Source organism: Streptomyces sp. NPDC005423, from assembly GCF_040606415.1.
Lineage (GTDB): Bacteria > Actinomycetota > Actinomycetes > Streptomycetales > Streptomycetaceae > Streptomyces.
The window spans coordinates 25,638-50,558 of sequence record NZ_JBEXET010000030.1; the positions used below are offsets into that span (position 1 = coordinate 25,638).

General features: G+C 72.3%; 28 protein-coding genes. 17 read left to right on the forward strand and 11 right to left on the reverse strand.

Going from position 1 to position 24,921, the window contains the following annotated elements:
• Nucleotides 1-51: 51 nt before the first annotated feature.
• Nucleotides 52-1,026: a heavy metal transporter gene (locus ABZT12_RS26915; protein WP_356389214.1), complete on the reverse strand. Its 975-nt coding sequence runs from the start codon at nt 1,024-1,026 to the stop codon at nt 52-54.
• 85 nt (nt 1,027-1,111) lie between these two features.
• Here ABZT12_RS26915 and dapE point away from each other — a divergent pair, with 85 nt between their 5' ends.
• A complete protein-coding gene (gene dapE, locus ABZT12_RS26920; protein WP_356389216.1) occupies nt 1,112-2,191 on the forward strand; it encodes a succinyl-diaminopimelate desuccinylase in 1,080 nt (359 codons plus the stop codon).
• Nucleotides 2,192-2,267: 76 nt separating this feature from the next.
• Nucleotides 2,268-3,026 (forward strand): TIGR00730 family Rossman fold protein, encoded by a 759-nt coding sequence (locus tag ABZT12_RS26925; RefSeq protein WP_356389218.1) that lies wholly within the window; start codon nt 2,268-2,270, stop codon nt 3,024-3,026.
• 21 nt (nt 3,027-3,047) lie between these two features.
• On the opposite strand, the gene folP is transcribed toward ABZT12_RS26925, so the two are convergent.
• The gene (gene folP / locus ABZT12_RS26930) at nt 3,048-3,908 is read right to left on the reverse strand and encodes a dihydropteroate synthase (protein WP_356389220.1); all 861 of its coding nucleotides are present in this window, start codon (nt 3,906-3,908) and stop codon (nt 3,048-3,050) included.
• Between the two features lie 137 nt (nt 3,909-4,045).
• Between folP and ABZT12_RS26935 the strand changes: the two genes are divergently transcribed.
• Nucleotides 4,046-4,393, forward strand: coding sequence for a DivIVA domain-containing protein (locus ABZT12_RS26935; RefSeq protein WP_356389222.1), 348 nt, complete (start codon nt 4,046-4,048; stop codon nt 4,391-4,393).
• Nucleotides 4,390-4,968 (forward strand): DNA-3-methyladenine glycosylase I, encoded by a 579-nt coding sequence (locus ABZT12_RS26940; RefSeq protein WP_356389226.1) that lies wholly within the window; start codon nt 4,390-4,392, stop codon nt 4,966-4,968. The genes ABZT12_RS26935 and ABZT12_RS26940 overlap by 4 nt, the downstream gene beginning before the upstream one ends.
• 18 nt (nt 4,969-4,986) lie before the next feature.
• Here the strand turns inward: ABZT12_RS26940 and ABZT12_RS26945 are convergent, their stop codons facing one another.
• Complete coding sequence (locus tag ABZT12_RS26945) at nt 4,987-5,790, reverse strand: enoyl-CoA hydratase-related protein (protein ID WP_356389228.1); 804 nt, start codon at nt 5,788-5,790, stop codon at nt 4,987-4,989.
• A gap of 375 nt (nt 5,791-6,165) precedes the next feature.
• Here ABZT12_RS26945 and ABZT12_RS26950 point away from each other — a divergent pair, with 375 nt between their 5' ends.
• Entirely contained in the window at nt 6,166-6,333 is a 168-nt protein-coding gene (locus ABZT12_RS26950; protein WP_069086806.1) for a DUF3117 domain-containing protein, read from the forward strand.
• Nucleotides 6,334-6,456: 123 nt separating this feature from the next.
• Here the strand turns inward: ABZT12_RS26950 and ABZT12_RS26955 are convergent, their stop codons facing one another.
• On the reverse strand, nt 6,457-7,155 hold the full coding sequence (locus tag ABZT12_RS26955; RefSeq protein WP_356389332.1) for an O-methyltransferase: 699 nt from the start codon (nt 7,153-7,155) through the stop codon (nt 6,457-6,459).
• Between the two features lie 258 nt (nt 7,156-7,413).
• On the opposite strand from ABZT12_RS26955, the gene sigE reads away from it, so the two are divergent.
• The 5 genes from sigE to ABZT12_RS26980 all read left to right on the forward strand — a co-directional run bounded on the left by sigE (nt 7,414) and on the right by ABZT12_RS26980 (nt 12,694).
• Complete coding sequence (sigE, locus tag ABZT12_RS26960; protein WP_356389334.1) at nt 7,414-8,115, forward strand: RNA polymerase sigma factor SigE; 702 nt, start codon at nt 7,414-7,416, stop codon at nt 8,113-8,115.
• Nucleotides 8,112-9,101 (forward strand): zf-HC2 domain-containing protein, encoded by a 990-nt coding sequence (locus ABZT12_RS26965; RefSeq protein ID WP_356389231.1) that lies wholly within the window; start codon nt 8,112-8,114, stop codon nt 9,099-9,101. The genes sigE and ABZT12_RS26965 overlap by 4 nt, the downstream gene beginning before the upstream one ends.
• Nucleotides 9,102-9,201: 100 nt before the next feature.
• Nucleotides 9,202-11,112 carry a trypsin-like peptidase domain-containing protein gene (locus ABZT12_RS26970; RefSeq protein WP_356389233.1) on the forward strand — a complete coding sequence of 637 codons (1,911 nt, stop codon included), beginning with the start codon at nt 9,202-9,204 and terminating at the stop codon, nt 11,110-11,112.
• A gap of 247 nt (nt 11,113-11,359) precedes the next feature.
• Nucleotides 11,360-11,797 (forward strand): sec-independent translocase, encoded by a 438-nt coding sequence (locus ABZT12_RS26975; protein WP_356389235.1) that lies wholly within the window; start codon nt 11,360-11,362, stop codon nt 11,795-11,797.
• A 237-nt stretch (nt 11,798-12,034) separates the two neighbouring features.
• Nucleotides 12,035-12,694 (forward strand): hypothetical protein, encoded by a 660-nt coding sequence (locus ABZT12_RS26980; protein WP_356389237.1) that lies wholly within the window; start codon nt 12,035-12,037, stop codon nt 12,692-12,694.
• Between the two features lie 189 nt (nt 12,695-12,883).
• Here ABZT12_RS26980 and ABZT12_RS26985 read toward each other — a convergent pair whose 3' ends face one another.
• The 3 genes from ABZT12_RS26985 to ABZT12_RS26995 are packed head-to-tail and all read right to left on the reverse strand — an operon-like array spanning nt 12,884 to nt 15,993.
• Nucleotides 12,884-14,017, reverse strand: coding sequence for an Mrp/NBP35 family ATP-binding protein (locus ABZT12_RS26985; RefSeq protein WP_356389239.1), 1,134 nt, complete (start codon nt 14,015-14,017; stop codon nt 12,884-12,886).
• A gap of 43 nt (nt 14,018-14,060) precedes the next feature.
• Nucleotides 14,061-14,711 carry a DUF1003 domain-containing protein gene (locus tag ABZT12_RS26990; protein WP_356389241.1) on the reverse strand — a complete coding sequence of 217 codons (651 nt, stop codon included), beginning with the start codon at nt 14,709-14,711 and terminating at the stop codon, nt 14,061-14,063.
• Nucleotides 14,701-15,993 (reverse strand): CBS domain-containing protein, encoded by a 1,293-nt coding sequence (locus ABZT12_RS26995; protein WP_356389244.1) that lies wholly within the window; start codon nt 15,991-15,993, stop codon nt 14,701-14,703. Before ABZT12_RS26995 ends, ABZT12_RS26990 begins: the two co-directional genes overlap by 11 nt.
• Before the next feature lie 177 nt (nt 15,994-16,170).
• Between ABZT12_RS26995 and ABZT12_RS27000 the strand changes: the two genes are divergently transcribed.
• On the forward strand, nt 16,171-16,926 hold the full coding sequence (locus ABZT12_RS27000) for a hypothetical protein (RefSeq protein WP_356389246.1): 756 nt from the start codon (nt 16,171-16,173) through the stop codon (nt 16,924-16,926).
• A 153-nt stretch (nt 16,927-17,079) separates the two neighbouring features.
• On the opposite strand, the gene ABZT12_RS27005 is transcribed toward ABZT12_RS27000, so the two are convergent.
• A complete protein-coding gene (locus ABZT12_RS27005) occupies nt 17,080-17,619 on the reverse strand; it encodes a hypothetical protein (RefSeq protein ID WP_356389248.1) in 540 nt (179 codons plus the stop codon).
• A gap of 33 nt (nt 17,620-17,652) precedes the next feature.
• Complete coding sequence (locus tag ABZT12_RS27010; protein ID WP_356389250.1) at nt 17,653-18,771, reverse strand: magnesium and cobalt transport protein CorA; 1,119 nt, start codon at nt 18,769-18,771, stop codon at nt 17,653-17,655.
• A 488-nt stretch (nt 18,772-19,259) separates the two neighbouring features.
• Between ABZT12_RS27010 and ABZT12_RS27015 the strand changes: the two genes are divergently transcribed.
• From ABZT12_RS27015 to ABZT12_RS27035, 5 genes are all read left to right on the forward strand, one after another.
• Nucleotides 19,260-19,844 (forward strand): suppressor of fused domain protein, encoded by a 585-nt coding sequence (locus tag ABZT12_RS27015; RefSeq protein WP_356389252.1) that lies wholly within the window; start codon nt 19,260-19,262, stop codon nt 19,842-19,844.
• Nucleotides 19,845-19,922: 78 nt separating this feature from the next.
• Entirely contained in the window at nt 19,923-20,186 is a 264-nt protein-coding gene (locus tag ABZT12_RS27020; protein ID WP_356389254.1) for a hypothetical protein, read from the forward strand.
• A 33-nt stretch (nt 20,187-20,219) separates the two neighbouring features.
• Nucleotides 20,220-20,861: a DUF6758 family protein gene (locus tag ABZT12_RS27025; RefSeq protein WP_356389256.1), complete on the forward strand. Its 642-nt coding sequence runs from the start codon at nt 20,220-20,222 to the stop codon at nt 20,859-20,861.
• Nucleotides 20,862-21,005: 144 nt separating this feature from the next.
• A complete protein-coding gene (locus ABZT12_RS27030; protein WP_356389258.1) occupies nt 21,006-21,866 on the forward strand; it encodes a PHP domain-containing protein in 861 nt (286 codons plus the stop codon).
• 84 nt (nt 21,867-21,950) lie between these two features.
• Nucleotides 21,951-22,556, forward strand: coding sequence for a MarC family protein (locus tag ABZT12_RS27035; protein WP_356389260.1), 606 nt, complete (start codon nt 21,951-21,953; stop codon nt 22,554-22,556).
• A gap of 80 nt (nt 22,557-22,636) precedes the next feature.
• Here the strand turns inward: ABZT12_RS27035 and ABZT12_RS27040 are convergent, their stop codons facing one another.
• Nucleotides 22,637-22,789: a hypothetical protein gene (locus ABZT12_RS27040; protein ID WP_356389262.1), complete on the reverse strand. Its 153-nt coding sequence runs from the start codon at nt 22,787-22,789 to the stop codon at nt 22,637-22,639.
• 196 nt (nt 22,790-22,985) lie between these two features.
• Between ABZT12_RS27040 and ABZT12_RS27045 the strand changes: the two genes are divergently transcribed.
• Nucleotides 22,986-23,879, forward strand: coding sequence for an NYN domain-containing protein (locus ABZT12_RS27045; RefSeq protein WP_356389264.1), 894 nt, complete (start codon nt 22,986-22,988; stop codon nt 23,877-23,879).
• Between the two features lie 67 nt (nt 23,880-23,946).
• Here ABZT12_RS27045 and ABZT12_RS27050 read toward each other — a convergent pair whose 3' ends face one another.
• Nucleotides 23,947-24,876 carry an alpha/beta hydrolase gene (locus ABZT12_RS27050; protein WP_356389266.1) on the reverse strand — a complete coding sequence of 310 codons (930 nt, stop codon included), beginning with the start codon at nt 24,874-24,876 and terminating at the stop codon, nt 23,947-23,949.
• Between the last annotated feature and the right edge of the window lie 45 nt (nt 24,877-24,921).

Consider the following 24,921-nt stretch of genomic DNA (forward strand, 5'->3'; position numbering starts at 1 on the left):
GCCCCGCCGCCCGCCCCTCGTCCGCGTGACCCCTGCGAGTGAGGACCCGTACTACTGCCCGGTGACGATGCGCACCCCGGCCGCGGCCCGCCCGGTGGCCTTCGCGCCGGTCGTCCGCCAGACGCTGTCCGTGCTGCCCGCCGCCCAATCGCGGCCCGCGTAGGAGACGCGCCGGATGTGCAGCGCCGAGGCATTGGCCACCGCCCAGTGCGCCAGCTGCCAGCCGGTCCGCGTGCCGGTCCTCGAACCGGACCGCACCGGCAGCGTCACCGTCCGCGCCCGGTCGGTGGAGCTCACGCTCACACGCACACTCGGGGCCGGCTTCGGCGTGGCCCCGGCGCTGACCTCCGCGCCCGCCTCCTGGAGCACCTCGCGCCCGAAGTCCCGTAGCAGGGCGGTCCGTACCGCGTCCGGGCCGAGCGCGGCCACCGTGGCGTCCGGGCGGCCCTGGCAGGTCAGCGTGGCCACCGCCTGCCCGGTGAGGGCGGCGGACAGCAGCGCCGCGTCCGGTTCGTGCTTCGCGTACGCCTCCGGGAAGCCGCTGCGCTGCACGCGCTGCGCGGCGACCGTGAGCGGCAGCGTCCGGTATCCGGGCACCTTCGTCAGATGCTCGTAGAAGACGCCCGCCGCGTACGTCGGGTCCATGATCTGCTTCTCGGTCCCCCAGCCCTGCGAGGGCCGCTGCTGGAACAGGCCCAGCGAATCCCGGTCCCCGGTACGGAGGTTGACCAGCCCCGACTCCTGGAGCGCGGTCGCGAGCGCGATCGTCACGGCCCGCTCGGGCATCCCGCGCCCGGTGCCGACGGCGGCGATCGTCGCCGCGTTCACCGCCTGTTCGGGCGTGAACCGGTAGCTCCCGCCGTCCGGCCGGCCCGAGACGACCTCGCACCCCGGACCGCCCCCGCCGCCGGTGACGTACTGGACGACGAGGTAGCCCGCGACGCCGAGCAGTACCACGAGCGCCGCCGCGAAGCGGAAGAGGCGGCCACGTCGACGCTTCTTGGGGTGGGGGGACGGCTCAGACATCCGTACAAGGTACTTGAGTCCGCCGTCCCCCCCGAGCCGGGTGTGGACAGCGAGCGGAACCGGCCCCCGCGCTAGGGTCGACGCCATGGCCGACACCCCCCTTGACCTCACGCTGGACGCCGCGGAACTGACCGCCGCCCTCGTCGACTTCCCCTCCGAGAGCGGCACCGAGAAGCCCCTCGCGGACGCCATCGAGACCGCGCTGCGCGCCCTGCCGCACCTGACGGTCGACCGGTACGGCAACAACGTCGTCGCGCGCACGCACCTCGGCCGCGCCGAACGCGTGATCCTGGCGGGCCACATCGACACCGTCCCCGTCGCCGGCAACCTCCCCTCGCGCCTCGACGAGCACGGCGTCCTGTGGGGCTGCGGCACCTGCGACATGAAGTCGGGCGTCGCCGTCCAGCTCCGCATCGCCGCCACGGTCCCGTCCCCCAACCGCGACCTGACCTTCGTCTTCTACGACAACGAGGAGGTCGCCGCCCCCCTCAACGGCCTCAAGCACGTCTCCGAGGCGCATCCCGAGTGGCTGGCCGGCGACTTCGCGGTCCTGCTGGAGCCGACGGACGGTCAGGTCGAGGGCGGCTGCCAGGGCACGCTGCGGATGTTCCTCGAGTTCACCGGCGAGCGGGCGCACTCCGCGCGCGCCTGGATGGGCACCAACGCCATCCACCTGGCCGCCCGCGCCCTCGCCAAGCTCGCCGCCTACGAGCCCCGCACGCCCCTCGTGGACGGCCTCCAGTACCACGAGGGCCTCAACGCGGTACGCGTCGAAGGGGGAGTGGCCACCAACGTCATCCCCGACGCCTGCACCCTCGTCGTCAACTTCCGCTACGCGCCCGACCGGAGCGAGGCCGAGGCCGAGGCGTTCGTACGCGAGTACTTCGCCGACTGCGGGGTCGCCGAGTTCGTCGTCGACGACCACACCGGAGGGGCCCGCCCCGGCCTGACCCACCCGGCCGCGGCGGCCTTCATGGTGGCCGTCGGCGGCGAGGCCCGCCCCAAGTTCGGCTGGACCGACGTGGCCCGCTTCAGCGCCCTCGGGGTCCCCGCGGTGAACTACGGCCCCGGCGCGCAACTCCTCGCCCACAAGGCCGACGAGCGCGTCGAGGCGGCCCGCGTCCCCGAGGCCGAGCGGCGGCTGCGGGAGTGGCTCACCGCCTGACATCCGTATGTCCCCCCTCCGTAACCCCCGTAGATCTACGCTGAGTCGGAAACACCTGCGAGCGGAGGGAGCGCACATGGCTACAGGCAACCCCGAGGGCAAGAAGCAGCCACCGGAGGAGCAGCGCCTGGGACCGGTCCTCCGGCGGCGCGGCCAGGTGACCGCGAGCACCACCGACCAACGGCTGCTGGACGCGGGCGGCCCCTCGGACTGGGTCCACACCGACCCCTGGCGCGTCCTGCGGATCCAGTCGGAGTTCATCGAGGGCTTCGGCACCCTGGCCGAACTCCCGCCCGCCATCAGCGTGTTCGGCTCGGCCAGGACCAAGCCGGGCTCGCCGGAGTACGAGGCGGGCGTACGGCTCGGCCGCACGCTCGTCGAGTCCGGCTGGGCCGTGATCACGGGCGGCGGCCCCGGCGCCATGGAGGCGGCCAACAAGGGCGCCTGCGAGGCGAAGGGCGTCTCGGTCGGCCTGGGCATCGAGCTGCCCTTCGAACAGGGGCTGAACCAGTACGTCGACATCGGCCTGAACTTCCGTTACTTCTTCGTCCGGAAGATGATGTTCGTGAAGTACGCGCAGGGCTTCGTGGTGCTGCCCGGCGGACTGGGCACCCTGGACGAGCTGTTCGAGGCGCTGACCCTGGTGCAGACCCAGAAGGTCACCCGCTTCCCGATCGTCCTCTTCGGCAGCGCCTACTGGGGCGGCCTGGTCGACTGGCTGACCGGCACCCTGATCGCCGAGGGCAAGGCGTCGGAGAAGGACCTGCTGCTCTTCCACGTCACGGACGACGTGGACGAGGCGGTCGCCCTGGTGTCGAAGGAAGCGGGCCGGTGACCCGGTAGGGCCGTCCGACCGCTACGCGAGCCCCCGACGGGCCACCGCCGGGGGCCGGTGGCCCGCGATCGACGCCACCATGTCCAGCACCTGACGGGTCTCCGCGACCTCGTGCACCCGGTACACCCGCGCCCCCAGCCACGCCGAGACCGCCGTCGTCGCCAGCGTGCCGACCACCCGCTCCTTCACCGGCCTGTCCAGGGTCTCGCCCACGAAGTCCTTGTTGGAGAGCGAGACGAGGACCGGCCACCCGGTGGCGACCATCTCGCCGAGCCGCCGGGTCGCCTCCAGGCTGTGCCGGGTGTTCTTCCCGAAGTCGTGCCCCGGGTCGATCAGCACCGACTCCCTCGGCACCCCCAGCTCCACCGCCCGCTCCGCCAGCCCCAGCGTCACGCCCAGGATGTCGGCCATGACGTCGTCGTACGTCACCCGGTGCGGGCGGGTGCGCGGCTCGGCGCCGCCCGCGTGCGTGCACACCAGGCCCACCCGGTGGCGCGCGGCGACCTCCGCGAGCCGGGGGTCCACCCCGCCCCACGCGTCGTTCAGGAGATCCGCGCCCGCCTCGCAGACCGCCTCGCCCACCTCGTGCCGCCAGGTGTCCACGCTGATCACCACCTCCGGGAAGCGGCGCCGCACCTCGGCCACGAAACCGACCGTGCGCCGCGCCTCCTCCTCGGCGGTCACCTCCTCGCCGGGGCCCGCCTTGACCCCGCCGATGTCGATGATCGCGGCCCCCTCCGCCACCGCCTGCTCCACGCGCGCGAGGGCGGGCTCGTCACGGAAGGTCGCCCCCTGGTCGTAGAAGGAGTCCGGGGTCCGGTTCACGATCGCCATGACCACCGGCTCGTGGGTGCCGAATTCCCGCCCGCCCAACCTGAGCATCCCCTGTGACCTCTCCTCGTACGTCCCGGTCTTCAGCCGCCTGTGACCCTAACTGTCAGCGTCGCATGGCACGATCGGACCCTGACACATTCGGCTCCGGCCCGTCCGGCCCAACGACGCCCGTGGAGACTCCAGCGATGTTCATGTTCCTGTTCCTGGTCGTCACGCTCGCCGTCGTGGTCGGCGCGGTGACGCTCGCCGTGGTGGGCGGCGGGGAGAGCGCCCCGCTGCCGGAGGCCGCGCCCGAGCGCCTCGACGACCCGTTCCCCCCGGACCGGCCGGTGCACTACGCCGATGTGGAGCGGCTGCGCTTCCCCCTCGCCGCCCGCGGCTACCGCATGGCCGACGTGGACGACGCCCTTGGCCGGCTCGCCGCCGAACTCGCCGAGCGCGACGCCCGCATCGACGACCTGGAGTCCGCGCTGGCCGGTGCGCAGGCCCCCCGGGTCTCGATCGAGAAGTCCGCGGAAGAGGGCCGGCAGTGAGCGACGGCACGGCCCTCGCCGGCCCGGACGGCGCGCCGCGCTGTCCCTGGGCCCTGTCGACCGAGGAGTACGTGGCCTACCACGACGAGGAGTGGGGCCGCCCGGTCCACGGCGACGACGCCCTCTTCGAGCGGCTCAGCCTGGAGGCCTTCCAGTCCGGGCTCTCCTGGATCACGATCCTGCGCCGCCGCCCCGGCTTCCGCGCCGCGTTCGCGGGCTTCCGGATCGCCGAGGTCGCCGTCTTCACGGACGACGACCGCGAACGCCTCCTCACCGACGCCGGGATCATCCGCAACCGCGCCAAGATCGACGCCACCCTCGCCAACGCGCGCGTGCTGGCCGGCTGGGCCCCGGGCGAACTGGACGAGTTCATCTGGTCGCACGCCCCGGACCCCGTCCCGGCCCCCAAGAGCCTCGCGGACGTCCCGGCGGTCACCGACGAGTCGACGGCCCTGTCGAAGGCCCTGAAGAAGCGCGGGCTGCGCTTCGTGGGCCCGACGACGGCGTACGCGCTGATGCAGGCGTGCGGGCTGGTCGACGACCACCTCGCGGACTGTGTCGCACGCCGTCCCTGACGAGGCGGCCGGCCCGGGTCAGCGGCCCAGGTACTTCGGCTTCTCCTTGTTCACGAACGCCTGCACGGCGATCGCGTGGTCCTCCGACGCGCCCGCCCGGGTCTGGAGCTCGTCCTCCTTCTCCAGCGTCTCGGCGAGGGAGTGCGAGAAGCCGTACGCCACGGCCTCCTTCAGCGCCGCGTAGGCCACCGTCGGCCCCTCGGCCAGCGCCCGGGCCGTCTTCTCCGCCTCCGCCCGCAGCTCCGCCGCGGGCACGACCCGGTTCGCGATCCCGAGGTCGTACGCGTCCTGCGCGCCGATGCTGCGCGGGAAGAGCAGCAGATCCGCGGCCCGCCCGGGCCCGACCACCCGGGGCAGCGTCCAGGAGATGCCGGAGTCGGCGGTCAGCGCGACCCCCGCGAACGACGTGTTGAAGGCGGCCGTGTCCGCGACGACCCGGTAGTCGGCCGCGAGCGCGAACCCGAAACCGGCTCCGGCGGCCACCCCGTTCACCCCCGCCACCACGGGCTTCGCCATCGAAGTCAGCGCCCTGACAACGGGGTTGTAGTGCTCCTTCACGGTGCTCATCGTCTGCCCCGCCCCGGTCTCCCGGTCGCCTGCCAGCAGCCCGATGTGCTCCTTGAGGTCCTGCCCCACGCAGAAGGCGCGCTCCCCGGCCGCGGTCAGCAGCACGGCCCGTACGGCGTCGTCGGCCGCCGCGGCCTCGACCGCCTCCCGGAGGGCGACCTTGGTGGCGATGTTCAGCGCGTTCATCGCCTCCGGGCGGTTCAGCACGATCGTCGCCAGTCCGTCGCTCACCTCGTAGAGCACGGTGTCGGCCATGGCGTATCCCTCCGGTGTCGCGGCTGCGGCGTACCCGCCGGTACGTCCTACGTCTGTAGGACAGCATGGCGGAGATCACCGTCCGCGCACCGGGACGGACGTGTGACCTGCGTCAAAGAATTCACCTCCGGATCGGCCCGGCGGAGATCGGCGCGGCGGCGGAGTATCGCAGCCACATCGCCGAATTGAGTGGTTTTGCTCGCGCGCGTTGCCCAAGCGATGCCGACCGATGTTGGTCATCGGGTCCTGCGATGCGGGATAATGGCCTGGAAGCAATGTGTTCGATGCCGGTGACGCGCGTCCCATTCCGGGGCCGTGCGTGCCCTCCATGGGGCCGTCGGCAACGATGAGCTGGTTTCAGGAAGGGGAACGAGCATGGCGGCCATGAAGCCGCGGACGGGCGATGGCCCGCTCGAGGTGACCAAGGAGGGGCGGGGCATCGTCATGCGCGTTCCGCTCGAAGGCGGCGGGCGGCTCGTCGTCGAGCTGACCCCTGACGAGGCCGGCGCGCTGGGCGACGCCCTCAAGAAGGTCGTCGGCTGACGCGGAACGCGACCATACCCCTTCAGCTGCCCCGGCATCCCACACGGTGCCGGGGCCGCTGCTTTCCCGGTCCTCTGGTCCCCTACGGCCCGGGCCCGACGTCCGTTCCGCGGGCTCCGTCCGCTACCGTTTGACCGCGCAGAGCAGCCCGTCGCCCACCGGCAGCAGCGACGGCACCAGCTCCGGGCTCTCGCGCACCGCGCGCAGCAGTTCGCGCAGCCGCAGGACCTCCGTGGGCTGCGGACCCGAGTCCACGGTACGGCCGTTGGCGAAGACGCCCTCGAAGACCACGAGGCCACCGGGGCGCAGCAGGCGCAACGATTCAGCGAGATAGTCCAGGAACTCCAGCCGATCGCCGTCGCAGAACACCAGGTCGTAACCGGCGTCCGCGAGCCTGGGCAGCACGTCCAGGGCCCGGCCCGGGATGAAGCGCGCCCGGTTGCTGGCGAAGCCACAGGCGCGGAACGCCTGCCGCGCGAACTGCTGGTGCTCCGGCTCCGGGTCGACTGTGGTCAGCACCCCGTCCGGCCGCATGCCGTACATGAGATGGATCCCGGACACGCCCGTCCCCGTGCCGATCTCCGCGACCGCCTTCGCGTCCACGGTGGCGGCGAGCATCCCCAGCGCGGCGCCCGTGCCGGGCGACACCGAGCGCAGCCCCGCCTCGCGGGCCCGGTCCCGGGCCCAGCGCAGCGCGGCGTCCTCGGCGACGTAGGCGTCGGCGAACGCCCAGCTGGTCTGCCGGTTGCCGGTAATGACCCTCTCCTGTCCCCGTGGTTGCCTGGGCGTGACTGTATCCGTTGCCGCCGGGAACCCGCAGATGGGACCGGGCGTTAAGAAGGGAGATGAAAGCGACGGGGACGCGCCCGGAGGGAAGAGCGGGGGATGCGAGTGGATCAGCGCACCGACCAGGGGCTTGAACACCGGCCCGCGCGACCGCGTGTGCGGTTTCGGCATGTATCAAATTTGCGTAAAACCGCTTATCCGGAGCTAACGGGCGAGGTGGCTATGGTAGGGGCTCCACTGGACACCACCAGAGCCGACAGGGGAGGTGCGGCTGTCTCCGTGGATCGGGGAGGAGTGCTGCGGCGCTTTCTCGGATCGTCGGGCAGGCCGAAATCCGTGAACCACACCGCTGCTGACCACAGCCACGCCGCTGACCTCGCCCAGACCGCGACCTTCTCCACCGACGCGGACGGGCAGGCGTGGACTCCGCCCACGTGGGAGGAGATCGTCAGCACACACAGCGGCCGCGTCTACCGCCTGGCCTACCGTCTGACGGGCAACCAGCACGACGCCGAGGACCTCACCCAGGAGGTCTTCGTCCGCGTCTTCCGCTCGCTGTCGACCTACACCCCCGGCACGTTCGAGGGCTGGCTGCACCGCATCACCACCAACCTCTTCCTGGACATGGTCCGCCGCAAGCAGCGCATCCGCTTCGACGCCCTCGGCGAGGACGCGGCCGAGCGCCTGCCCAGCCGCGAGCCGTCACCGCAGCAGATCTTCAACGACGCGCACTTCGACGCCGACGTCCAGCAGGCGCTCGACACCCTCGCCCCCGAGTTCCGCGCCGCGGTCGTCCTCTGCGACATCGAGGGCCTCTCCTACGAGGAGATCGCCGCGACGCTCGGCGTCAAGCTCGGTACCGTCCGCTCCCGGATCCACCGCGGGCGCTCCCAGCTCCGCAAGGCCCTTGCGCACCGTTCACCCGAGGCCAGGGCCGAGCGCCGGTCCTTCGTGGCCCGGGTGCCGGCGCTGGGAGGAGGGGGCGCGACCGCGTGAGTGGATCACGTCCTACCCCTGCTGAGCAGCACCTGGGAGACCGACTTTCCGCCCTGGTGGACGGAGAGCTCGGTCATGAGTCGCGTGAGCGGGTCCTCGCGCACCTGGCGACGTGCGCCAAGTGCAAGGCCGAGGCCGACGCCCAGCGCCGACTGAAGAACGTGTTCGCAGAAGTCGCCCCCCCACCCCCCTCCGAGAGCTTCCTCGCCCGCCTCCAGGGCCTTCCCGGGGGCGGCGACGGCAACGACGGCGGTTCGCCGGACGGCAGGGCCTTCGCCACGCCCCTCCCCGGCCGGGGCGAACCGGGCCTCTTCGGGATGCGGCGCGGCGAGCCCTTCGCGTTCGGGTACGCGCCGGCCGCCCCGCACTCCCCGGCGGCGGCCCTGCGTCCGTCGGCCGACCGCGGCGGCTTCCGTATCCACGACGTCGGCCGCCATGACCCCGACCGGTCCGCCTCGCGCGGCATGCGGTTCGCGTTCGTCGCCGTCGGCGCGGTGTCGCTGGCCGCGATCGCGCTGGGCGGGGTCACCGCCAACGTGCCGACCGGTGCGGCGCCGGACGCGCGGGGCGCCTCCGGCAACGTGACCCCGGCCGGTACACAGGGCTCGGGAGCCGCCACAACCCCCGAGTCACTGCGCCGTCGCGGAACCGGCCCCCTGCTCGCGCAGGGCCGGAGCCGGCGATCGATGCCGGGCGGCACGCCCGAGGTGCCGACCTCGGTCTCCGCACCGCTGCTGCCCGGTCTGCCGTCTCCGTCCACCGGCCCGGTCGACGAGGTCATGCACACCCTGACCACCCCGGTGGTGGCCGGCGCGGTCGCCATGTCCCCACTGATACGCCCGCTCACCGCGACCCCGCCGGTCGCCCTCACGTCGTGGTCCGCGGCCCCCGAGGTCATGGCCCCCGGCCGCCTCACGGCAACCGCCCCCGTCGCGACCTCCTCCGCCACGCCCAGCCCTTCCGCCCCGACCGGCCGGGCCCGCTGACCGCGCTCTGGTTGAATCCCGTAGGGCGCGCCCGTGACGGACGTCCGGGCGCGGAGTACGGGGTGCGAGGGGCCGTGCGGCGGCCAGGCGTGGGGAGAACATGAACGAGGGGACGCCCGAGGCGGGACCGAAGTGGTGGAACCGGGGGCGTTCCCCGTCGGCCGAGGTGCCTCCGGGCGAGAAGCGGGTCCCGGTCGTCGTCGCCGGAGACACCGACGGAAACGGAACCGGGGACGACGACGGCCGCGCCGGCGGAGACTTCCGTCTGCCACCACCCGCGGCGCGGGGCGCAGGGGGCGAGGCCATCGACGACCCGGCGAGTGGTGACGCAGGGGACTTCGAACTGCCCGCGCCAACACGGCAGTTGAGCCACGACGACGGAGACTACGAGCTGGATCGCCCCGCTCCCGATGTCACTCAGGGTCCCGCTCCCGCTTCCGATACCGCCGCCTCGCTTACGTCTGCGCCTACGCCTGCGCCTACGTCTGCCACCGTGTCCGCGTCCGCGGAGACAAACACGCCCCCGGCCGCCGACCCCCCTCACCCCTCGCCGGCCGCCGAGCCCCTGCACGATCCCGATCCGTACAGCACCCCGCCGTACGGCCACCCGGGCCCCTGGGCGTCCGCCCCGCCGGTCCAGCACCCAGCGACTCGGCCGACGCACGAACCGACGCACGAACCGGCACCGACGGCCCCCTCCGCGCCCCCAGAAGCCCCCACCCCGCCGCCGCTCGCCGCCACCCCAGCCCAGGAACCGACCCCCACCACCCCCGGAACCCCCGCCACACCCACCTCCCCACCTCCCTGGCACCGCTACGACCCCTGGTCCGGGACCCCGTTCGCCGGGGCGAACCAGCGGGCGGGCGGCTTCGAGGGCGGCGCGGGGCGGCGTCGTGCCTGGGCGGGGCGGAGGCTCGTCGGGGCGGCCCTCGCCGTCGCGGTCGTCTGCGGGGGCGTGGGAGGGCTCGTAGGGGCCCTCGTGGAGCGGAGTGGCCGCCCGGCCGACGTCGTGCTGCCGCAGGCGGGGAGGGAGGCCGACGGCCGGGCTCCGGACAGCATCGCCGGGATCGCCGCGCGGGCGCTGCCCAGCGTGGTGACGCTCCATGTGAGCGGGGCGGACGAGTCGGGGACCGGCACCGGGATCGTGCTCGACGCGCGGGGCCACATCCTGACCAACGAGCACGTCGTGGAGCCCGCCGGTCCAAACGGCAGGATCTCCGTGCGCTTCAGCGGCGGCCGGACCGTCGATGGCGCCGTCGTGGGGCACGACACCGGGTACGACCTCGCCGTGGTGAAGGTGAGCGGCGTACGGGGACTGCGGCCCATGCCGCTCGGCAACTCCGACAACGTCCGGGTGGGCGACCCGGTCGTCGCCATCGGCGCCCCGTTCGACCTCGACAACACCGTCACCGCCGGGATCATCAGCGCGAAGGAGCGGCCCGTCACCACCGGCGGCGGGCGGAGCGGCGGGGGCGAGGTGTCGTACGTCGACGCGTTGCAGACCGACGCGCCCATCAACCCCGGCAACTCCGGCGGCCCGCTCCTCGACGCCCGGGGCCGGCTCGTCGGCGTCAACTCGGCCATCCGGTCCGCCGACGGCGGCAGCGGCGGCAGCCCGGGGGACGGTCGAGCGGGCTCCATAGGGCTCGGTTTCGCCATACCCGTCAACCAGGCCAAGCGGGTCGCCGAGGAGCTGATCAACACCGGCCGGGCCGCCCACCCCGTCATCGGGGTCACCCTCGACATGGGCTACTCCGGCGACGGTGCCCGCGTCGGCACGAACGGCGGCGCCGCCGCGCCGCCGGTCACCCCGGGCGGCCCCGGCGACCGGGCCGGGATCAAGGCGGGCGACGTCGTCACCGAGGCCGACGGCCGGCCCGTGCACACCGGCCAGGAGCTCATCGTGCGGACCCGCGCCCACCGGCCGGGCGACCGTCTGACGCTGATCCTGCGGCGCGACGGCCGGGAGCGGACGGTCACCCTCGTGCTCGGCTCCTCGGCCGACGGCTGACGCGCGCGGCCCCGCCCGACCGGACGGCGACGGCACTGACGGAAACGTCACAGGCCGGAGCCGCGCGAGCGCCGCCCCCGGTCCCGTAAGGCAAACATCCGGAAAACCGGCCGCCCCCGTCGACTCCCGGGCCCCGGGACAGTACCGGTGGAGCGGGATCGCCGGGTACCGTGGACCCGGCCCGGACCACGGAAGACCGCACAGACCACCGAGGGCCGAGGACCGAGGACATCGCAAGGAGCTTCAGGTGTTCAATGACATAGGACCGCTAGAGCTGGTGACGATCATCGTCCTCGCCGTGCTCGTCTTCGGTCCGGACAAGCTCCCGAAGGTCATCCAGGACGTGATGCGGACGATCCGGAAGATCCGCGAGTTCTCGGAGAGCGCCAAGCAGGACATCCGCGAGGAACTGGGCCCGGAGTTCAAGGACTTCGACTTCGAGGACCTCAACCCCAAGACGTTCCTGCGCAAGCAGCTGGACAACGACGAGCTGGGGCTCAAGGAGATCCGCAACGGCTTTGACCTGAAGAAGGAGATGGCCGAGGTCACGGACGCGGTCCACAGCCGCGACTCCGACCCCTCGCCGGCCTCCGGCACCTCCGGCGGCGGTCGTATCGACATGACCAAGAAGCCCGAGGAACCGGGCCAGGACGACCGTCCGCCCTTCGACGCGGACGCCACCTGAGCCGTCCGCCGACAGGCGCACGCCGAGGTGCCGGTCCGCGCCGCACGTGACGCGTTTCATACCGCGCTGGGACCTCTCGCGGCCCGAACGCGGCTCTCACGCGACCCACGCGCCGGGCGGTTTCCCGGTTGCTCCCGGCGGGGTGGCTATGCTGCCGAGTTGTTGTGCGGACCGGCGGAGTACGCCCGAAGGGGGGCGGGCCACCCCGGTCCGACGAGAACGAGGAGGCGTCCGGGCATGGAGACGACTAGTCGGGTAGGCGCGCAGGCGCCGGTCGCGGAGGGCGGACGACCGCTCCCCTCCGCCCGGCGCACGGTCGGCGGTTACCTGCGGGCGCCCTTCCCGTGGTACGGCCTCGACGAGGCGTTCACGGGGCCGCGCTGGCTGATGCAGGTGGGTACGGCGTCGGACGGAGCCGTCGAGCACGGCTCCATCGGGCACGGCGACGAGCCCTCCGTACGCAACGAGGGCACGGAGGACAAGGAGAAGTTCGCCGTGGTGGTCACCGTCGGCGGCAACCCCGCCCGGCGCACCGCCGACGGCACGGGCCTGCTGGAGGCCACCTCGGTCTCCTCGGCGGCCTGGCTCGCGGGCGTGGGGCTGCTGTCCTTCACCTGGCCCGGCCAGATGGACCACACCCTGCGCGACGACTGGCTGGAGCAGCAGACCGAGACGGCGTGGGTGCTGGCCGACGACCTGGCCGGCGCCGACTGGTCGACCCTGTCCCTGCCCGTGGACGGCGTCCCGACGCCCTTCCACTACCGCGAGTCCGAGTTCGGCTGGGTCCTCGCCGGGTCCACGCAGGACGGCGTGCACGTGGGCGCGTACGGCAGGGGCATGAGCGCCTACGGGCTCGGCTTCGCCGTGATCACGGACATCACGACGTACGCCGCCTGAACGCGGCGCGGGCGCGGAAGCGGGCGCCGGGCCCCGCGCGAGGGCCGGGGCGACGACGATGAGGGCGCCCCCGTCGTCGTAGGCGAGTTCCCGGGTCCGTAGGGACGTTCTCGCGCCGCAGGGACATAGCTGTGCCGCAGGGACGTACCCGTGTCGTGGATGGGCTTCCACGACACGGGGGTGACGTCCCTAGAACTTGTTCCGGGGGGTGATGCCCAGCGACAGGCCCGACAGGCCCCGCTGGCGGCCGCCCAGTTTGCCGGCGATGGCCAGCAGGGCCGCGCCCGCGGGGGAGTCGGGGTCGGTGAGGACGACCGGCTTGCCCTCGTCGCCGCCCTCGCGGAGGCGTACGTCGATCGGGATCGAGCCGAGGACCGGGACCGAGGCGCCGGTGGTGCGGGTCAGGCCGTCGGCGACCGACTGGCCGCCGCCCGTGCCGAACACGTCGACCATCTCGCCGCAGTGCGGACACGGCAGGCCCGACATGTTCTCGACCACGCCGACGATCTTCTGGTGCGTCTGCACCGCGATGGAGCCGGCCCGCTCCGCCACCTCCGCCGCCGCCTGCTGGGGCGTCGTCACCACCAGGATCTCCGCGTTCGGCACCAGCTGCGCCACGGAGATCGCGATGTCGCCGGTGCCCGGCGGGAGGTCGAGCAGGAGGACATCCAGGTCGCCCCAGTACACGTCCGCCAGGAACTGCTGGAGCGCGCGGTGGAGCATCGGACCGCGCCACACCACCGGCGCGTTGCCCGGGGTGAACATGCCGATCGAGATGACCTTCACGCCGTGCGCCGACGGCGGCATGATCATGTTCTCGACCTGGGTGGGACGGCCCTCGGCGCCGAGCATGCGTGGCACGCTGTGGCCGTAGATGTCGGCGTCCACGACGCCGACCTTCAGACCGTCGGCCGCCATGGCCGCCGCCAGGTTCACCGTCACCGACGACTTGCCGACGCCGCCCTTGCCGGAGGCCACCGCGTACACCCGGGTCAGCGAGCCGGGCTGGGCGAAGGGGACCTCGCGCTCGGTCTGGCCGCCGCGCAGCGCGCTCGCCAGCTCCTTGCGCTGCTCGTCGCTCATCACGTCGAGGGTAACCTCGACACCGGTGACGCCCTCCACGCGGGCGACCGCGTCCGTCACCCGCTGCGTGATCGTCTCCCTCATGGGGCAGCCGGAGACCGTCAGGTACACGGTGACCGCGACCGCTCCGTCCGCGCCGATCTCCACCGATTTGACCATCCCCAGTTCGGTGAGGGGGCGGTTGATCTCGGGGTCGTTCACCGTCGACAGCGCTTCACGCACCGCGTCTTCCGTAGCCATGGGGTCGATGGTACGGCGCCGCACAGGGCCGCCGGTAAGTCTGTCAGCGGTCGTCTGCGTCACGCCCCGGCGACCGTTCCGCCGGGAATGCCGGGAACGCCGGACGTTCCGGACCGACCGGCCCGGCCGGACCGGCCGGGGCCGGGGCGTGCCCGTCGAGCCGCTCGTCCAGTTCCTTCGCCAGGTCCTGGAGCTCCGAGCGGATCCAGTCCCGGGTCGCCACCTCGCCGAGGCCGATGCGCAGGGCGGCGATCTCCCGGGTCAGGTACTCGGTGTCCGCGATGGAGCGCTCGTTCTGCTTGCGGTCCTGTTCCAGGTTGACCCGGTCGCGGTCGTCCTGCCGGTTCTGCGCGAGCAGGATCAACGGGGCCGCGTAGGACGCCTGGAGGGACAGCATCAGGGTCAGGAAGATGAACGGGTAGTTGTCGAAGCGCAGGGCGCTGGGCGCGAAGATGTTCCACAGCACCCAGACGATGATGACGATCGTCATCCAGACGATGAACCGCCCGGTCCCCAGGAACCGCGCGATCCGCTCCGACAGCCGCCCGAAGGCCTCCGGGTCCCACTCGGGCACCAGCCGCCGCCGGGGCGGCCGAGGCTGGTCCAGCCGGGCCCGGGGCCGGCCCGCGGCGGTCGCCCCCGCCATCGAGCGGTCCCGCCCGCTCTCCCGTCCCGCCTCCCGCTCAGGCGCCATCGGTCGCCACCCCCTCGCCCGGCTCCTCGTCCAGGTGGAACTCCGTCTCGCGCCAGTCCTCGGGCAGCAGGTGGTCGAGTACGTCGTCCACGGTGACCGCGCCGAGCAGCGCCCCGGAGTCGTCCACGACGGGCGCCGCGACCATGTCGTACGTCGCGAAGAACCCGGCGACGACGGGCAGCGGCGCGTCCGGGCCGAGGCTCTGCAGGTCGTTGTCGAGGACCGAACTGACCAGGGTGTACGGCGGGTCGCGCAGCAGCCGCTGGAAGTGGACCGTGCCGAGGTACTTGCCGGTCGGGGTCTCCTCGGGCGGCCGGCAGACGTAGACCTGGGCGGCGAGGGCGGGGGAGAGGTCGGCGTTGCGGACCCGGGCGAGCGCGTCGGCGACGGTCGCGTCGGGCCGCAGCACGATCGGCTCGGTGGTCATGAGACCGCCGGCGGTGCGGTCCTCGTAGGCCAGCAGGCGCCGCATGCCGGCCGCGTCGGCGGGTTCCATCAGGCTCAGCAGCCGCTCCTGGTCGTCCGGGCCGAGTTCGGCGAGCAGGTCGGCCGCGTCGTCGGGGTCCATCGCCTCCAGGACGTCCGCCGCGCGCTCCATCTTCAGCTTGCCGAGGATCTCGATCTGGTCGTCCTCGGGGAGCTCTTCGAGGACGTCGGCGAGCCGGTCGTCGTCGAGGGCGGCGGCCACCTCGGCGCGCCGCTTGGGGGAGAGGTGGTGCAGGACGTTGGCGAGGTCGGCGGGGCGCAGCTGCTCGAAGGTGGCCAGGAGGCTCTCCGCGCCCTGTCCGTGCTCCTCCAGCGAGAAGCCGGTGACGGCGGACCAGTCCACGGTCAGCGTCTCGCCCTTGGCCCTTCTGAAGGCTCCGCTCCTGGCCTTGCGGACGAAGATCCGGTCGATCTCCCAGTCCCGGCGGGCCGGCAGCTGGCGTACCGCCAGATCGAGGACGGTGACCTCCTCGCCGGTCTCGACGAGGGTGACGCGGCGGTCCAGCAGCTCCCCGAAGACGAGGCGTTCGGTGGGCCGCTGCTCGAAGCGGCGGACGTTGAGCACACCGGTGGTGATGACCTGGCCGGACTGGATTCCGGTGACCCGGGTCATGGGCAGGAAGATGCGGCGCCGGGTGGAGAGTTCGACGACGAGGCCGAGCAGCACCGGGGGGCGGCGCGCGACCCGCAGCACGACGACCAGATCGCGCACCCGGCCCACCTGGTCGCCGTTGGGGTCGAAGACGGCGACACCCGAGAGATGCGAGACGAAGATCCGGGGGGCGCCCGCTGCCATGCCCGCGCCTCCTTAGTTCCCGCGGGTCCCAATTGCCCGCTCAAGTGGGCTTCAGGCTAGCCCGTCCCGATCGGATCCGCGCTGGTGGGGGGTGGGACGTACTGGCTCCGGCCGGCTCCGGCCGTCCCGGTACGCTGCCGTACGCCATCGCCTCCCCTACGAAAGGCGGCTCGGTCTGTGTCTGCGATTCCCCAGGGCCGTCGAACCCGTAGGGCCGCGCTGGTGGGCGCGGTGTGCGCCCTGCTCGTGACGGGCACGGCGCTGACGGGCTGTGACGAGGATCCCGACGCGGGAACCAACGGGGTCGGGAAGCTGGCGCCGGCGAAGATCGAGTCCCGGTCGCGTACGGCGGCCGACTCCGCCGACGCGGTACGGCTGTCCGGAACCGTCGTCACCAGCGGCCGGACCTACACGCTGGACATGCGGCTGAAGTCCGACGGCGGCACCGGCTCGGTCACCTCCAAGGGGGCGACCTTCGGGCTGCTGCGGGTGGGCGAGCAGCTCTACCTGAAGGCGGACGCGGGCTTCTGGAGCCAGGCGGACGGCGGCGACGCCAAGGACGGCGGCTCGGCCGCCGCGGGGAAGCTCGACGGCAAGTACGTGCGGGTGCCGCAGGAGGATCCCGCGTACAAGCGGTTCAGCGGCTTCACCGACAAGGACGTGCTGCTCGACGGCCTGCTGACCCTGCACGGCACGCTGGCCACCGCCGGGCACCACGAACAGAGCGGGGTCCGCACGATCCGCATCAGCGGCGACAAGGGCTCCGGCGGCACCCTCGACGTCTCCCTGGAGGGCACGCCCTATCCGCTACGGCTGGTACGGGCCGGCGGCGCGGGCACCCTGACCTTCACGGCGTGGGGCGAGAACTTCGACCTCACCCGCCCGGCACCGGGCGACACGGTCGACTACGGCAGACAACTGCCGTCGTCCTAGGGGGGATTGGGTCACCGGGCGGCCTGCGCGGCAGCGACTTCCCCGCGGTCGCCCCAACGGCCTTTCTGCACAAGCCCCTTGAGTCCTCACGCCCGCGGAACGGTCGGCGCCGGACGCCGCGGCGGATGCCGAGACCCGCCAACCGCCGTCCCGCTAAAGGCTCTTGCGGTCCTTGCGGCCCTTGCGGTCCCTACGACCCCTGCGGAGCAGGTGGGGCAGGCCGGGCGGGGGCGGCTCGCGCGTCGTGGCCGTGGTGAGCAGCGGCGGCTGCGCCAGGGAACCGTCCGGCAGGGCCGTCCGCGCTCCCGTGGGCTCCAGGCGGAGGACCCGGCACTCACGCGCCCAGCGCTCCGGCATCGCCTCCCCGTCGGGGGCGTTGAGCCGCTTGCCCTTCAGCTCCGCGACCGTCGCCTCCCACGCCTCCGACCCGGGCGCCAGCTGTACGACGTCCGCCGTCCACGAGACCAGCCGGCCGCCCTTGTCCTTGCTGCGGACCGTCACCTCGGCGACGGACCCGTCGGCCAGGCCGGGCAGCGGCTGCTCGCCCGGTCCGTCGCCGACCAGACAGGCCGCACCCTCGTGCCAGACGTGCCACAGCGCGCGGACCGGACCACCGGGGCCGCCGACCCAGACGAGGCCGGACTTCTTGGTGGCCTCCTCGACGAGGGCCCGGTCGAGCAGCTCAGATGTCATGGCCGCAGCCTATCGAGGCCGGTACCGGAGCCCTCAGAGCCAGCCGTTGCGCTTGAGCGTGCGGTGGATGACCAGGCAGACGCCCACGGTGAAGGTGAGCACCATCGGGTAGCCGTACTTCGCGTGCAGTTCCGGCATGTGCTCGAAGTTCATGCCGTAGACGCCGGTCACCATCGTCGGTACGGCGATGATCGCGGCCCACGCGGTGATCTTCCGCATGTCCTCGTTCTGGGCGACGGACGCCTGCGCCAGGTTGGCCTGGAGGATCGAGTTGAGCAGCTCGTCGAAGCCGATGACCTGCTCATGGACGCGGGCGAGGTGGTCGGCGACGTCCCGGAAGTACTTCTGGATGTCCGGGTCCACCAGCCGCATCGGCCGCTCGCTCAGCAGCTGCATGGGCCGCAGCAGGGGCGACACCGCGCGCTTGAACTCCAGTACCTCGCGCTTGAGTTGGTAGATCCGCGCCGAGTCGACACCGCGTGAGACCCCGCCTTTGCGGCCGGGCGAGAAGACCTCGGTCTCCACCTCGTCGATGTCGTCCTGTACGGCGTCGGCCACCGCGACATAGCCGTCGACGACATGGTCGGCGATCGCGTGCAGCACCGCCGAGGGGCCCTTGGCGAGCAGCTCGGGGTCGTCCTGGAGGCGGTGGCGGAGCGCCCGCAGCGAGCCCTGGCCGCCGTGCCGGACGGTGATGAAGAAGTCCCGGCCGGTGAAGCACATGACCTCGCCGGTCTCGACCACCTCGCTGTTGGCGGTGAGCTGGTCGTGCTCGACGTAGTGGATGGTCTTGAAGACGGTGAAGAGGGAGTCGTCGTAGCGCTCCAGCTTGGGGCGCTGGTGGGCCTGGACGGCGTCCTCGACGGCCAGCGGGTGCAGCCCGAACTCCCCGGCGATACCAGCGAATTCGGCCTCGGTCGGCTCGTGCAGTCCGATCCACACGAACCCCCCGTCGCGGCGGACCAGGCGCATCGCCTCGTGCGGGGTCAGCGGCTTGCCGGTGTCGAGGCGGGCGCCGTCGCGGTACACGGCGCAGTCCACGACGGCGGAGGGCGTGCCCGGGTCGCGGGTGGTGTCGTAGGCGCCGCTCTCCTTGCGCAGTGCGGGGCGGGACGGGCGGACCACGGCACGCAGGTCGCGGATCATCGACATGGGTGGCTCCTTCGCGACAAGCAACGAAAGGCGCCGACGACGGCTGGAACTGCCCGGAATGGGGACGTCCTGACTGCGGAGGTTTGGCACGTCCACAAAGCGGGGAGCACCGCACCGTCGCGGTGGCGAGCTTCGCTACTGATACAGGTACTGATTGCAGAACGGATCAGACAGATCAGACAGATCAGGCAAAACTGAACGAAGTGCTCTTCCGCGACGGTGTGAAGTGCGACAGGCGGCAGCCGGTGGGAGGACTGAACCAGAGCGACGACATCAACGGCCGGAAAAGCGGGTGGTACTGCCAGGCCGACTTCGGTCCATTGCAGCCCCACCTCCTCCGGCCGGTCCCTCGTGAGGGAGTCTCATCGGCGTCGGGGCTTGATCGCGACGCTTCTGCGTGCTGCCCCGAACCACCGGGCCAGACTAGCAGCCGGCCCAAGTGTCAAGGCGCTGCTTTACCCGGTACTGACGAGTTCTATGCTCACCGCATGGTTGATGTTCTTGCTCTGGTAGAGGCCCGGTTGCGTACCGCGCTGGGTGAACCGGACGCCCGCGCGGCCGTCACCTTCCTCGGCACCGACCGGGTCGAAGTGCTCCGCTTCCAGGACGGCGACCTCGTCCGCTACGCCACCCTCGGCATGTCCGCGCAGCCGATGAGCGACCCCACGGCGATGCTCGCCGATCCGGTCGAGGGGCCGCGCGCCGAACTGGTCCTGTCCGTGCGCGGAGGCCTCGCGGACACCGGCAAGGTGCTCAGACCGCTCGCCGTACTGGCCGCGTCCCCGCAGGTCGAGGGTGTGATCGTGACCCCCGGCGCCTCGCTCGACGTGGGCCGACCGCTGTGGCCCGGCGCCCCGTTCACCTCGGTACTGGTCGCCGAGCCGGGCGGACTCGTCGAGGATCTCGAACTCGACGCGCCGCTGGACCCGGTCCGGTTCCTGCCGCTGCTTCCCATGACGCCGAACGAGGCCGCCTGGAAGCGCGTGCACGGCGCGCAGGCCCTTCAGGAGCGTTGGCTGACGAACGGGACGGATCTCCGGGACCCGGCGCGCACGTCCGTCCCGCTGGACTGAGACCCGCGGCCCGCGCGAGTGAGCAAGATCACCAACAGTCGTCAACGGCCTTAAGCCGTAGCTCAGTTGGCGAAGTCGGTGACGCTGTCCCCGGAGCGCCCGCCGCGGCTCCGGCTCCGCGCCCTCGTGGGCCGCGGCCTTCCGCCGTACGACCGCGCCCACCGCGCGCCCCTCGACCTGGCCGTCGCCCCGGCCCTCGATCCGGTCCTCGACCTGGCCGTCGCCCCGGCCCTCGATCCGGTCCTCGACCTGGCCGTCGACCCCGCCCGTGCCCCGTCACCGACCCGGCTACCGACCCGGCCATCGACCCGGGCTTCCGTCCGGACGGGTGATCGTCCTTGACGTGGGGGAGCGGGGGTAGGACCGTTGGGGTCTATGAGGGGCGAACTCAGTTGCCCGAAGTGCGGTGGCCGGGTCAGGGCCCCCGGACTCTTCGCCGATTCCTGGCAGTGCGATGTCCACGGCACCGTGCATCCGCTGCAGCCCGTGATCCCGCCCAGCGTCGAGGCCCTCGATGTCGTGGTGCACCGGACGAAGGTGCCCGTGTGGATGCCCTGGCCGCTGCCGGTCGGCTGGCTGTTCACCGGGGTGGCCTGCGCGGGCGACGACCGCAGCGGCGGCCGTGCCACGGCGGTGGTGTGTTCCGGCCCCGGTCCGCTCGGCGGCACGGGCGAGCTGATCCTGGTCGCCGAGGAACTCGGCGTCGGACTCGGCGCGCGCTACGCGGGCATCGACGGACCCGACCCCGGCCCGTACATCGACGTGGAGAAACCCCCGCACGCCAAACTGCTCGCCGCCGGGCGCCCGACTCCGCTCTGGCATGTCTCGGGCACGCCCGACGACCGTGCGGTCTTCGCGGGCGAGGCGCTGGGGCTGTGGCTGTGGGCCGTCGTCTGGCCGGAGCAGTCGGGCCTCCTGATGTACGACGAACTGGTCCTCACCGATCTGCGGGACGCGGGCGCCGAGGTCGACCTCGTACCGTGCGGCGCCCTGTCGCCGCGCCTGCTGGAGCTGTAGAAGCCGGTCCGTGGCCGGAGGCCCGGGGGCGACGGGCGGGTGCGGTGGGACGGGGGCCGTACGTCCGGTGCGCCGCGCGGCGACCGTTATCCTTGGGTGTCCCGCTGCCCCCGCTGTCCGCCGTCACCCTCTGGAGTCCGCGTCGTGCGTATCGACCTGCACTGCCACTCCACCGCCTCCGACGGTACGGACACCCCGGCCGAACTGGTGCGGAACGCTGCCGCCGCCGGACTGGACGTCGTCGCGCTGACGGATCACGACACCACCCGCGGCCACGCCGAGGCGATCGCCGCGCTGCCCGAGGGGATCGCACTGGTCACCGGGGCCGAACTGTCCTGCCGGATCGACGGCATCAGCATGCACATGCTGGCCTACCTGTTCGATCCCGGGGAGCCCGCGCTGCTCGCCGAGCGCGAACTGGTGCGGGACGACCGGGTGCCCCGGGCCCGGACCATGGTGACCCGGCTCCAGGAACTGGGCGTGCCGGTGACCTGGGAGCAGGTCGCGCGGATCGCGGGGGACGGCTCCGTCGGACGTCCGCATGTCGCGACCGCGCTGGTCGAGCTGGGTGTCGTACCGACCGTGAACGACGCGTTCACCGAGAAGTGGCTGGCCGACGGCGGCCGGGCCCATGTCCCCAAGCACGAGACCGATCCCTTCGAGGCGATCCGGCTGGTCAAGGGCGCGGGCGGGGTCACCGTCTTCGCCCACCCCGGCGCCGCCAAGCGGGGCCGGACCGTCCCGGAGGCCGTGATCGCCGAGCTGGCCGCGGCCGGGCTGGACGGCATCGAGGTCGACCACATGGACCACGACGCCGGCACCCGCGTACGACTGCGCGGGCTGGCCGCCGAACTCGGCCTGCTCACCACCGGCTCCAGCGACTACCACGGCAGCCGCAAGACCGTCCTGCTCGGCGAGTACACGACGGACCCCGAGGTCTACGGCGAGATCACGCGGCGCGCGACCGGCGCGTTCCCGGTGCCGGGGGCCGGCGGAGCCGCCTGATCCAGGCACCGCACGATCGTCCGGGCACGATCGTCTCCGCTCCTCCGCTCACCGCTCACTCCTCAGCAAGGCCTGTGCTCACCCATGTTCGACGTCGCCGTCTTCGGCTCCCTCTTCCTGACCCTTTTCGTCATCATGGATCCCCCCGGGATCACCCCGATCTTTCTCGCGCTGACCGCCGGACGGCCCGCGAAGACGCAGAAGCGGATGGCGTTCCAGGCCGTCTGCGTGGCCGGAGGCGTCATCACCGTCTTCGGGCTGCTGGGACACCAGATCCTCGACTACCTGCATGTCTCCGTGCCGGCGCTGATGATCTCGGGCGGGCTGCTGCTCCTGCTGATCGCCCTCGACCTGCTCACCGGCAAGACGGACGAGCCCCAGCAGACGAAGGACGTCAACGTCGCCCTCGTACCGCTGGGGATGCCGCTGCTGGCCGGGCCGGGCGCGATCGTCTCCGTGATCCTCGCGGTGCAGAAGGCCGACAGCGTCGTGGGCCAGGTGTCGGTCTGGTCGGCGATCCTCGCGATACACGTCGTGCTGTGGCTGGTCATGCGGTACTCGCTGCTGATCATCCGGCTCATCAAGGACGGCGGGGTCGTGCTGGTGACGCGGCTCGCGGGCATGATGCTCTCCGCGATCGCCGTGCAGCAGATCATCAACGGGATCACACAGGTGGTCAGGGCGGCCTGAGCGCCGGTACGCGCAGAACCCCCGCACGGCGTCGGTGCCGTACGGGGGCTCTGAAGTCTGTGCGGAGATCCGCGTGGGTGTTACGAGGCCTTGGTGTCGGCGGGGCGGATCCACAGTCGCTGCCCGATGGCGGCGGCCTGTTGCACGATCCGATTGACGGAGGCGGCATCCACGACGGTGCTGTCCACGGTAGTGCCGTCGACCTCGTCGAGACGCATGATTTCGAAGCGCATGGGCTTCTCCCTTCGTCTGGTCATCCTCCTGAGGAGAACTACTTGGTTACATAGGGAGTCAACGGGGCGCGTGTTACGAACATTCCCTACGCTAAAGAAATTTTTCGAACGTCTAACTACTGACCGGTAAGAGGTGTACGCGAGACTGACCGGGACCGGTTGTGTTCGCAGCGTGACCGCCGGGAGAATGGAGGCGATGAACGACGACCACGCGGCCCTCAGCGCCCGCATCGACCGGACGAACGCGCTCTTGCAGCGCATGCTCGCCGAGGTGGCGAAGACGCCCTCGACGCACGCGATCTTCGTCGACGCCGGGTACGTGTACGCCGCCGCGGGCCGGCTCGTCTCCGGGACCGAGGACCGACGCTCCTTCGACCTCGACGCCGAGGGGCTGATCGAGGCGCTCATCGACAAGGCCCGCACCATCTTCGCGGACAGCAGACTGCTGCGCGTCTACTGGTACGACGGCGCCCGGCGCCGCATCCACACCTCCGAGCAGCAGTCCATCGCCGAACTCCCGGACGTCAAGGTGCGGTTGGGCAACCTGAACGCCAACAACCAGCAGAAGGGCGTCGATTCGCTGATCCGCTCCGACCTGGAGTCCCTCGCCCGGCACCGCGCGATCAGCGACGCGGCCCTCATCGGCGGCGACGAGGACCTGGTCTCGGCGGTCGAGGCGGCCCAGGGCTACGGCGCCCGGGTCCACCTGTGGGGCATCGAGTCCCCGGAGGGCCGCAACCAGGCCGAGCCGCTGCTGTGGGAGGTCGACAGCCAGCGCACCTTCGACCTCGACTTCTTCAAGCCGTACGTGTCACGTCGTACGGCCCTCCCGTACGAGGCGACGGCGGTCCGGCCCGTCCGCGACGACGTGCGGTTCGTGGGCGCCCAGATCGCGGCGAAATGGCTGGTGGCGCGGGGCCGCGAGGCGCTGCTGGAGCTGCTGCCCGGCCACCCCTACCTCCCCGGCTCGGTCGACCAGGACCTCCTCGTCGAGGCGGAGGGCCTCCTCCAGTACTCCTTGCGCGGCCAGGTCGACCTGCGGCGGGCGCTGCGCGACGGGTTCTGGGAGCACTTGCAGAAGCAGTATTAGCCCCGTACGACCGCCCCCGGTGACCCTCTCGCGGGTCGCGTGCCCATCCGGGCCGGGCGAAACGGCCTCAGGAGTCTCTGGAGTCCCATGAGTCGTCGGACGCGGTGGTCTGCCGGGAGTTGACGGTGCCGCTGTCCCAGAAGTCCGCGAGCGCCGTGGCCGTCGCGAGGGGCTGGTCGGTGTTGGGGGAGTGCTCGGCGCCCGGGACGACGGTACGCCGCGCCGCCAGCCGTACGGCCATCTCGTCCAGCAGGGGCACCGGCCAGGTGTCGTCGCGTGCGCCCGACAGGACGTGGAACGGCAGCGGGAGGGCGGCCAGTTCGGCGACGCGGTCCGGCTCGACGCACAACTGGCGCCCTGTGGCGATGAGTTGCGCCGGCTTCGTGCCGAGCCAGCGGCGGCGCAGGTCGGCCCGGTCGTCGAGCCCGGAGTCGAGCGCGCCGCCGGTGTCGGTCTCCTCGGGCGGTTCCATCGCCTGGATGGCGTCCCACACCTCCGCCATCGTCAGCACGGCGAGCGCGTCCCGCAGCAGTTTCACGCGCTCGCGCTGGGAGGAGGAGATCTCGGCCGGTCCCGACGCCATGAGGGTCAGCGACGCGAACGGCGCGCGGTCGAGCAGGACGGCGGCCCGCGCGAGCTGCCCGCCGAGCGAGTGCCCCACCAGGTGCACCGGCGTCCCGACAGCCTCGGCCTGCGCCAGCACGTCCCGCGCCAACTCGCCCTGCGCGTATGCGGATTCGTCACGCTCCGGGCCATCGGACTCGAACTGGCCCCGGCCGTCGACGGCGACCGTCCGGTAACCACGCGCGCCGAGCGGCTCGTGCAGCGGGTTGAAGTCCTCCTTGCTCCCGGTGAACCCCGGAAGCAGCAGCACGGTCCCCTTCGCCTCGACCCCATCGGCCACCGGCGCGTCCACGACGGCGAACTCGCCCCGTGCGGTGCGCAGGAAGTACGAACGGGCACCGGAAGGCGGGACAAAGGACGGAGGCCTACTCATGCCCCGAGATTAACCGGCCGGGGTGACGGGGGTGGGGTGGGGCCG

What these genes read in the sequence shown, in the direction of transcription:
- ABZT12_RS26980 (WP_356389237.1), top strand. Translation starts at nt 12,035, where the DNA reads ATGGAGACGACTAGTCGGGTAGGCGCGCAGGCGCCGGTCGCGGAGGGC.
- ABZT12_RS27025 (WP_356389256.1), top strand. Translation starts at nt 20,220, where the DNA reads ATGAGGGGCGAACTCAGTTGCCCGAAGTGCGGTGGCCGGGTCAGGGCC.
- ABZT12_RS26925 (WP_356389218.1), top strand. Translation starts at nt 2,268, where the DNA reads ATGGCTACAGGCAACCCCGAGGGCAAGAAGCAGCCACCGGAGGAGCAG.
- ABZT12_RS27010 (WP_356389250.1), bottom strand. Translation starts at nt 18,771, where the DNA reads ATGTCGATGATCCGCGACCTGCGTGCCGTGGTCCGCCCGTCCCGCCCC.
- ABZT12_RS26915 (WP_356389214.1), bottom strand. Translation starts at nt 1,026, where the DNA reads ATGTCTGAGCCGTCCCCCCACCCCAAGAAGCGTCGACGTGGCCGCCTC.
- ABZT12_RS26995 (WP_356389244.1), bottom strand. Translation starts at nt 15,993, where the DNA reads ATGGCAGCGGGCGCCCCCCGGATCTTCGTCTCGCATCTCTCGGGTGTC.
- dapE (WP_356389216.1), top strand. Translation starts at nt 1,112, where the DNA reads ATGGCCGACACCCCCCTTGACCTCACGCTGGACGCCGCGGAACTGACC.
- ABZT12_RS26950 (WP_069086806.1), top strand. Translation starts at nt 6,166, where the DNA reads ATGGCGGCCATGAAGCCGCGGACGGGCGATGGCCCGCTCGAGGTGACC.
- folP (WP_356389220.1), bottom strand. Translation starts at nt 3,908, where the DNA reads ATGCTCAGGTTGGGCGGGCGGGAATTCGGCACCCACGAGCCGGTGGTC.
- ABZT12_RS26990 (WP_356389241.1), bottom strand. Translation starts at nt 14,711, where the DNA reads ATGGCGCCTGAGCGGGAGGCGGGACGGGAGAGCGGGCGGGACCGCTCG.
- ABZT12_RS27015 (WP_356389252.1), top strand. Translation starts at nt 19,260, where the DNA reads ATGGTTGATGTTCTTGCTCTGGTAGAGGCCCGGTTGCGTACCGCGCTG.
- ABZT12_RS27050 (WP_356389266.1), bottom strand. Translation starts at nt 24,876, where the DNA reads ATGAGTAGGCCTCCGTCCTTTGTCCCGCCTTCCGGTGCCCGTTCGTAC.
- ABZT12_RS27040 (WP_356389262.1), bottom strand. Translation starts at nt 22,789, where the DNA reads ATGCGCTTCGAAATCATGCGTCTCGACGAGGTCGACGGCACTACCGTG.
- ABZT12_RS26985 (WP_356389239.1), bottom strand. Translation starts at nt 14,017, where the DNA reads ATGGCTACGGAAGACGCGGTGCGTGAAGCGCTGTCGACGGTGAACGAC.
- ABZT12_RS27005 (WP_356389248.1), bottom strand. Translation starts at nt 17,619, where the DNA reads ATGACATCTGAGCTGCTCGACCGGGCCCTCGTCGAGGAGGCCACCAAG.
- ABZT12_RS26970 (WP_356389233.1), top strand. Translation starts at nt 9,202, where the DNA reads ATGAACGAGGGGACGCCCGAGGCGGGACCGAAGTGGTGGAACCGGGGG.
- ABZT12_RS27035 (WP_356389260.1), top strand. Translation starts at nt 21,951, where the DNA reads ATGTTCGACGTCGCCGTCTTCGGCTCCCTCTTCCTGACCCTTTTCGTC.
- ABZT12_RS26935 (WP_356389222.1), top strand. Translation starts at nt 4,046, where the DNA reads ATGTTCATGTTCCTGTTCCTGGTCGTCACGCTCGCCGTCGTGGTCGGC.
- ABZT12_RS27045 (WP_356389264.1), top strand. Translation starts at nt 22,986, where the DNA reads ATGAACGACGACCACGCGGCCCTCAGCGCCCGCATCGACCGGACGAAC.
- ABZT12_RS26945 (WP_356389228.1), bottom strand. Translation starts at nt 5,790, where the DNA reads ATGGCCGACACCGTGCTCTACGAGGTGAGCGACGGACTGGCGACGATC.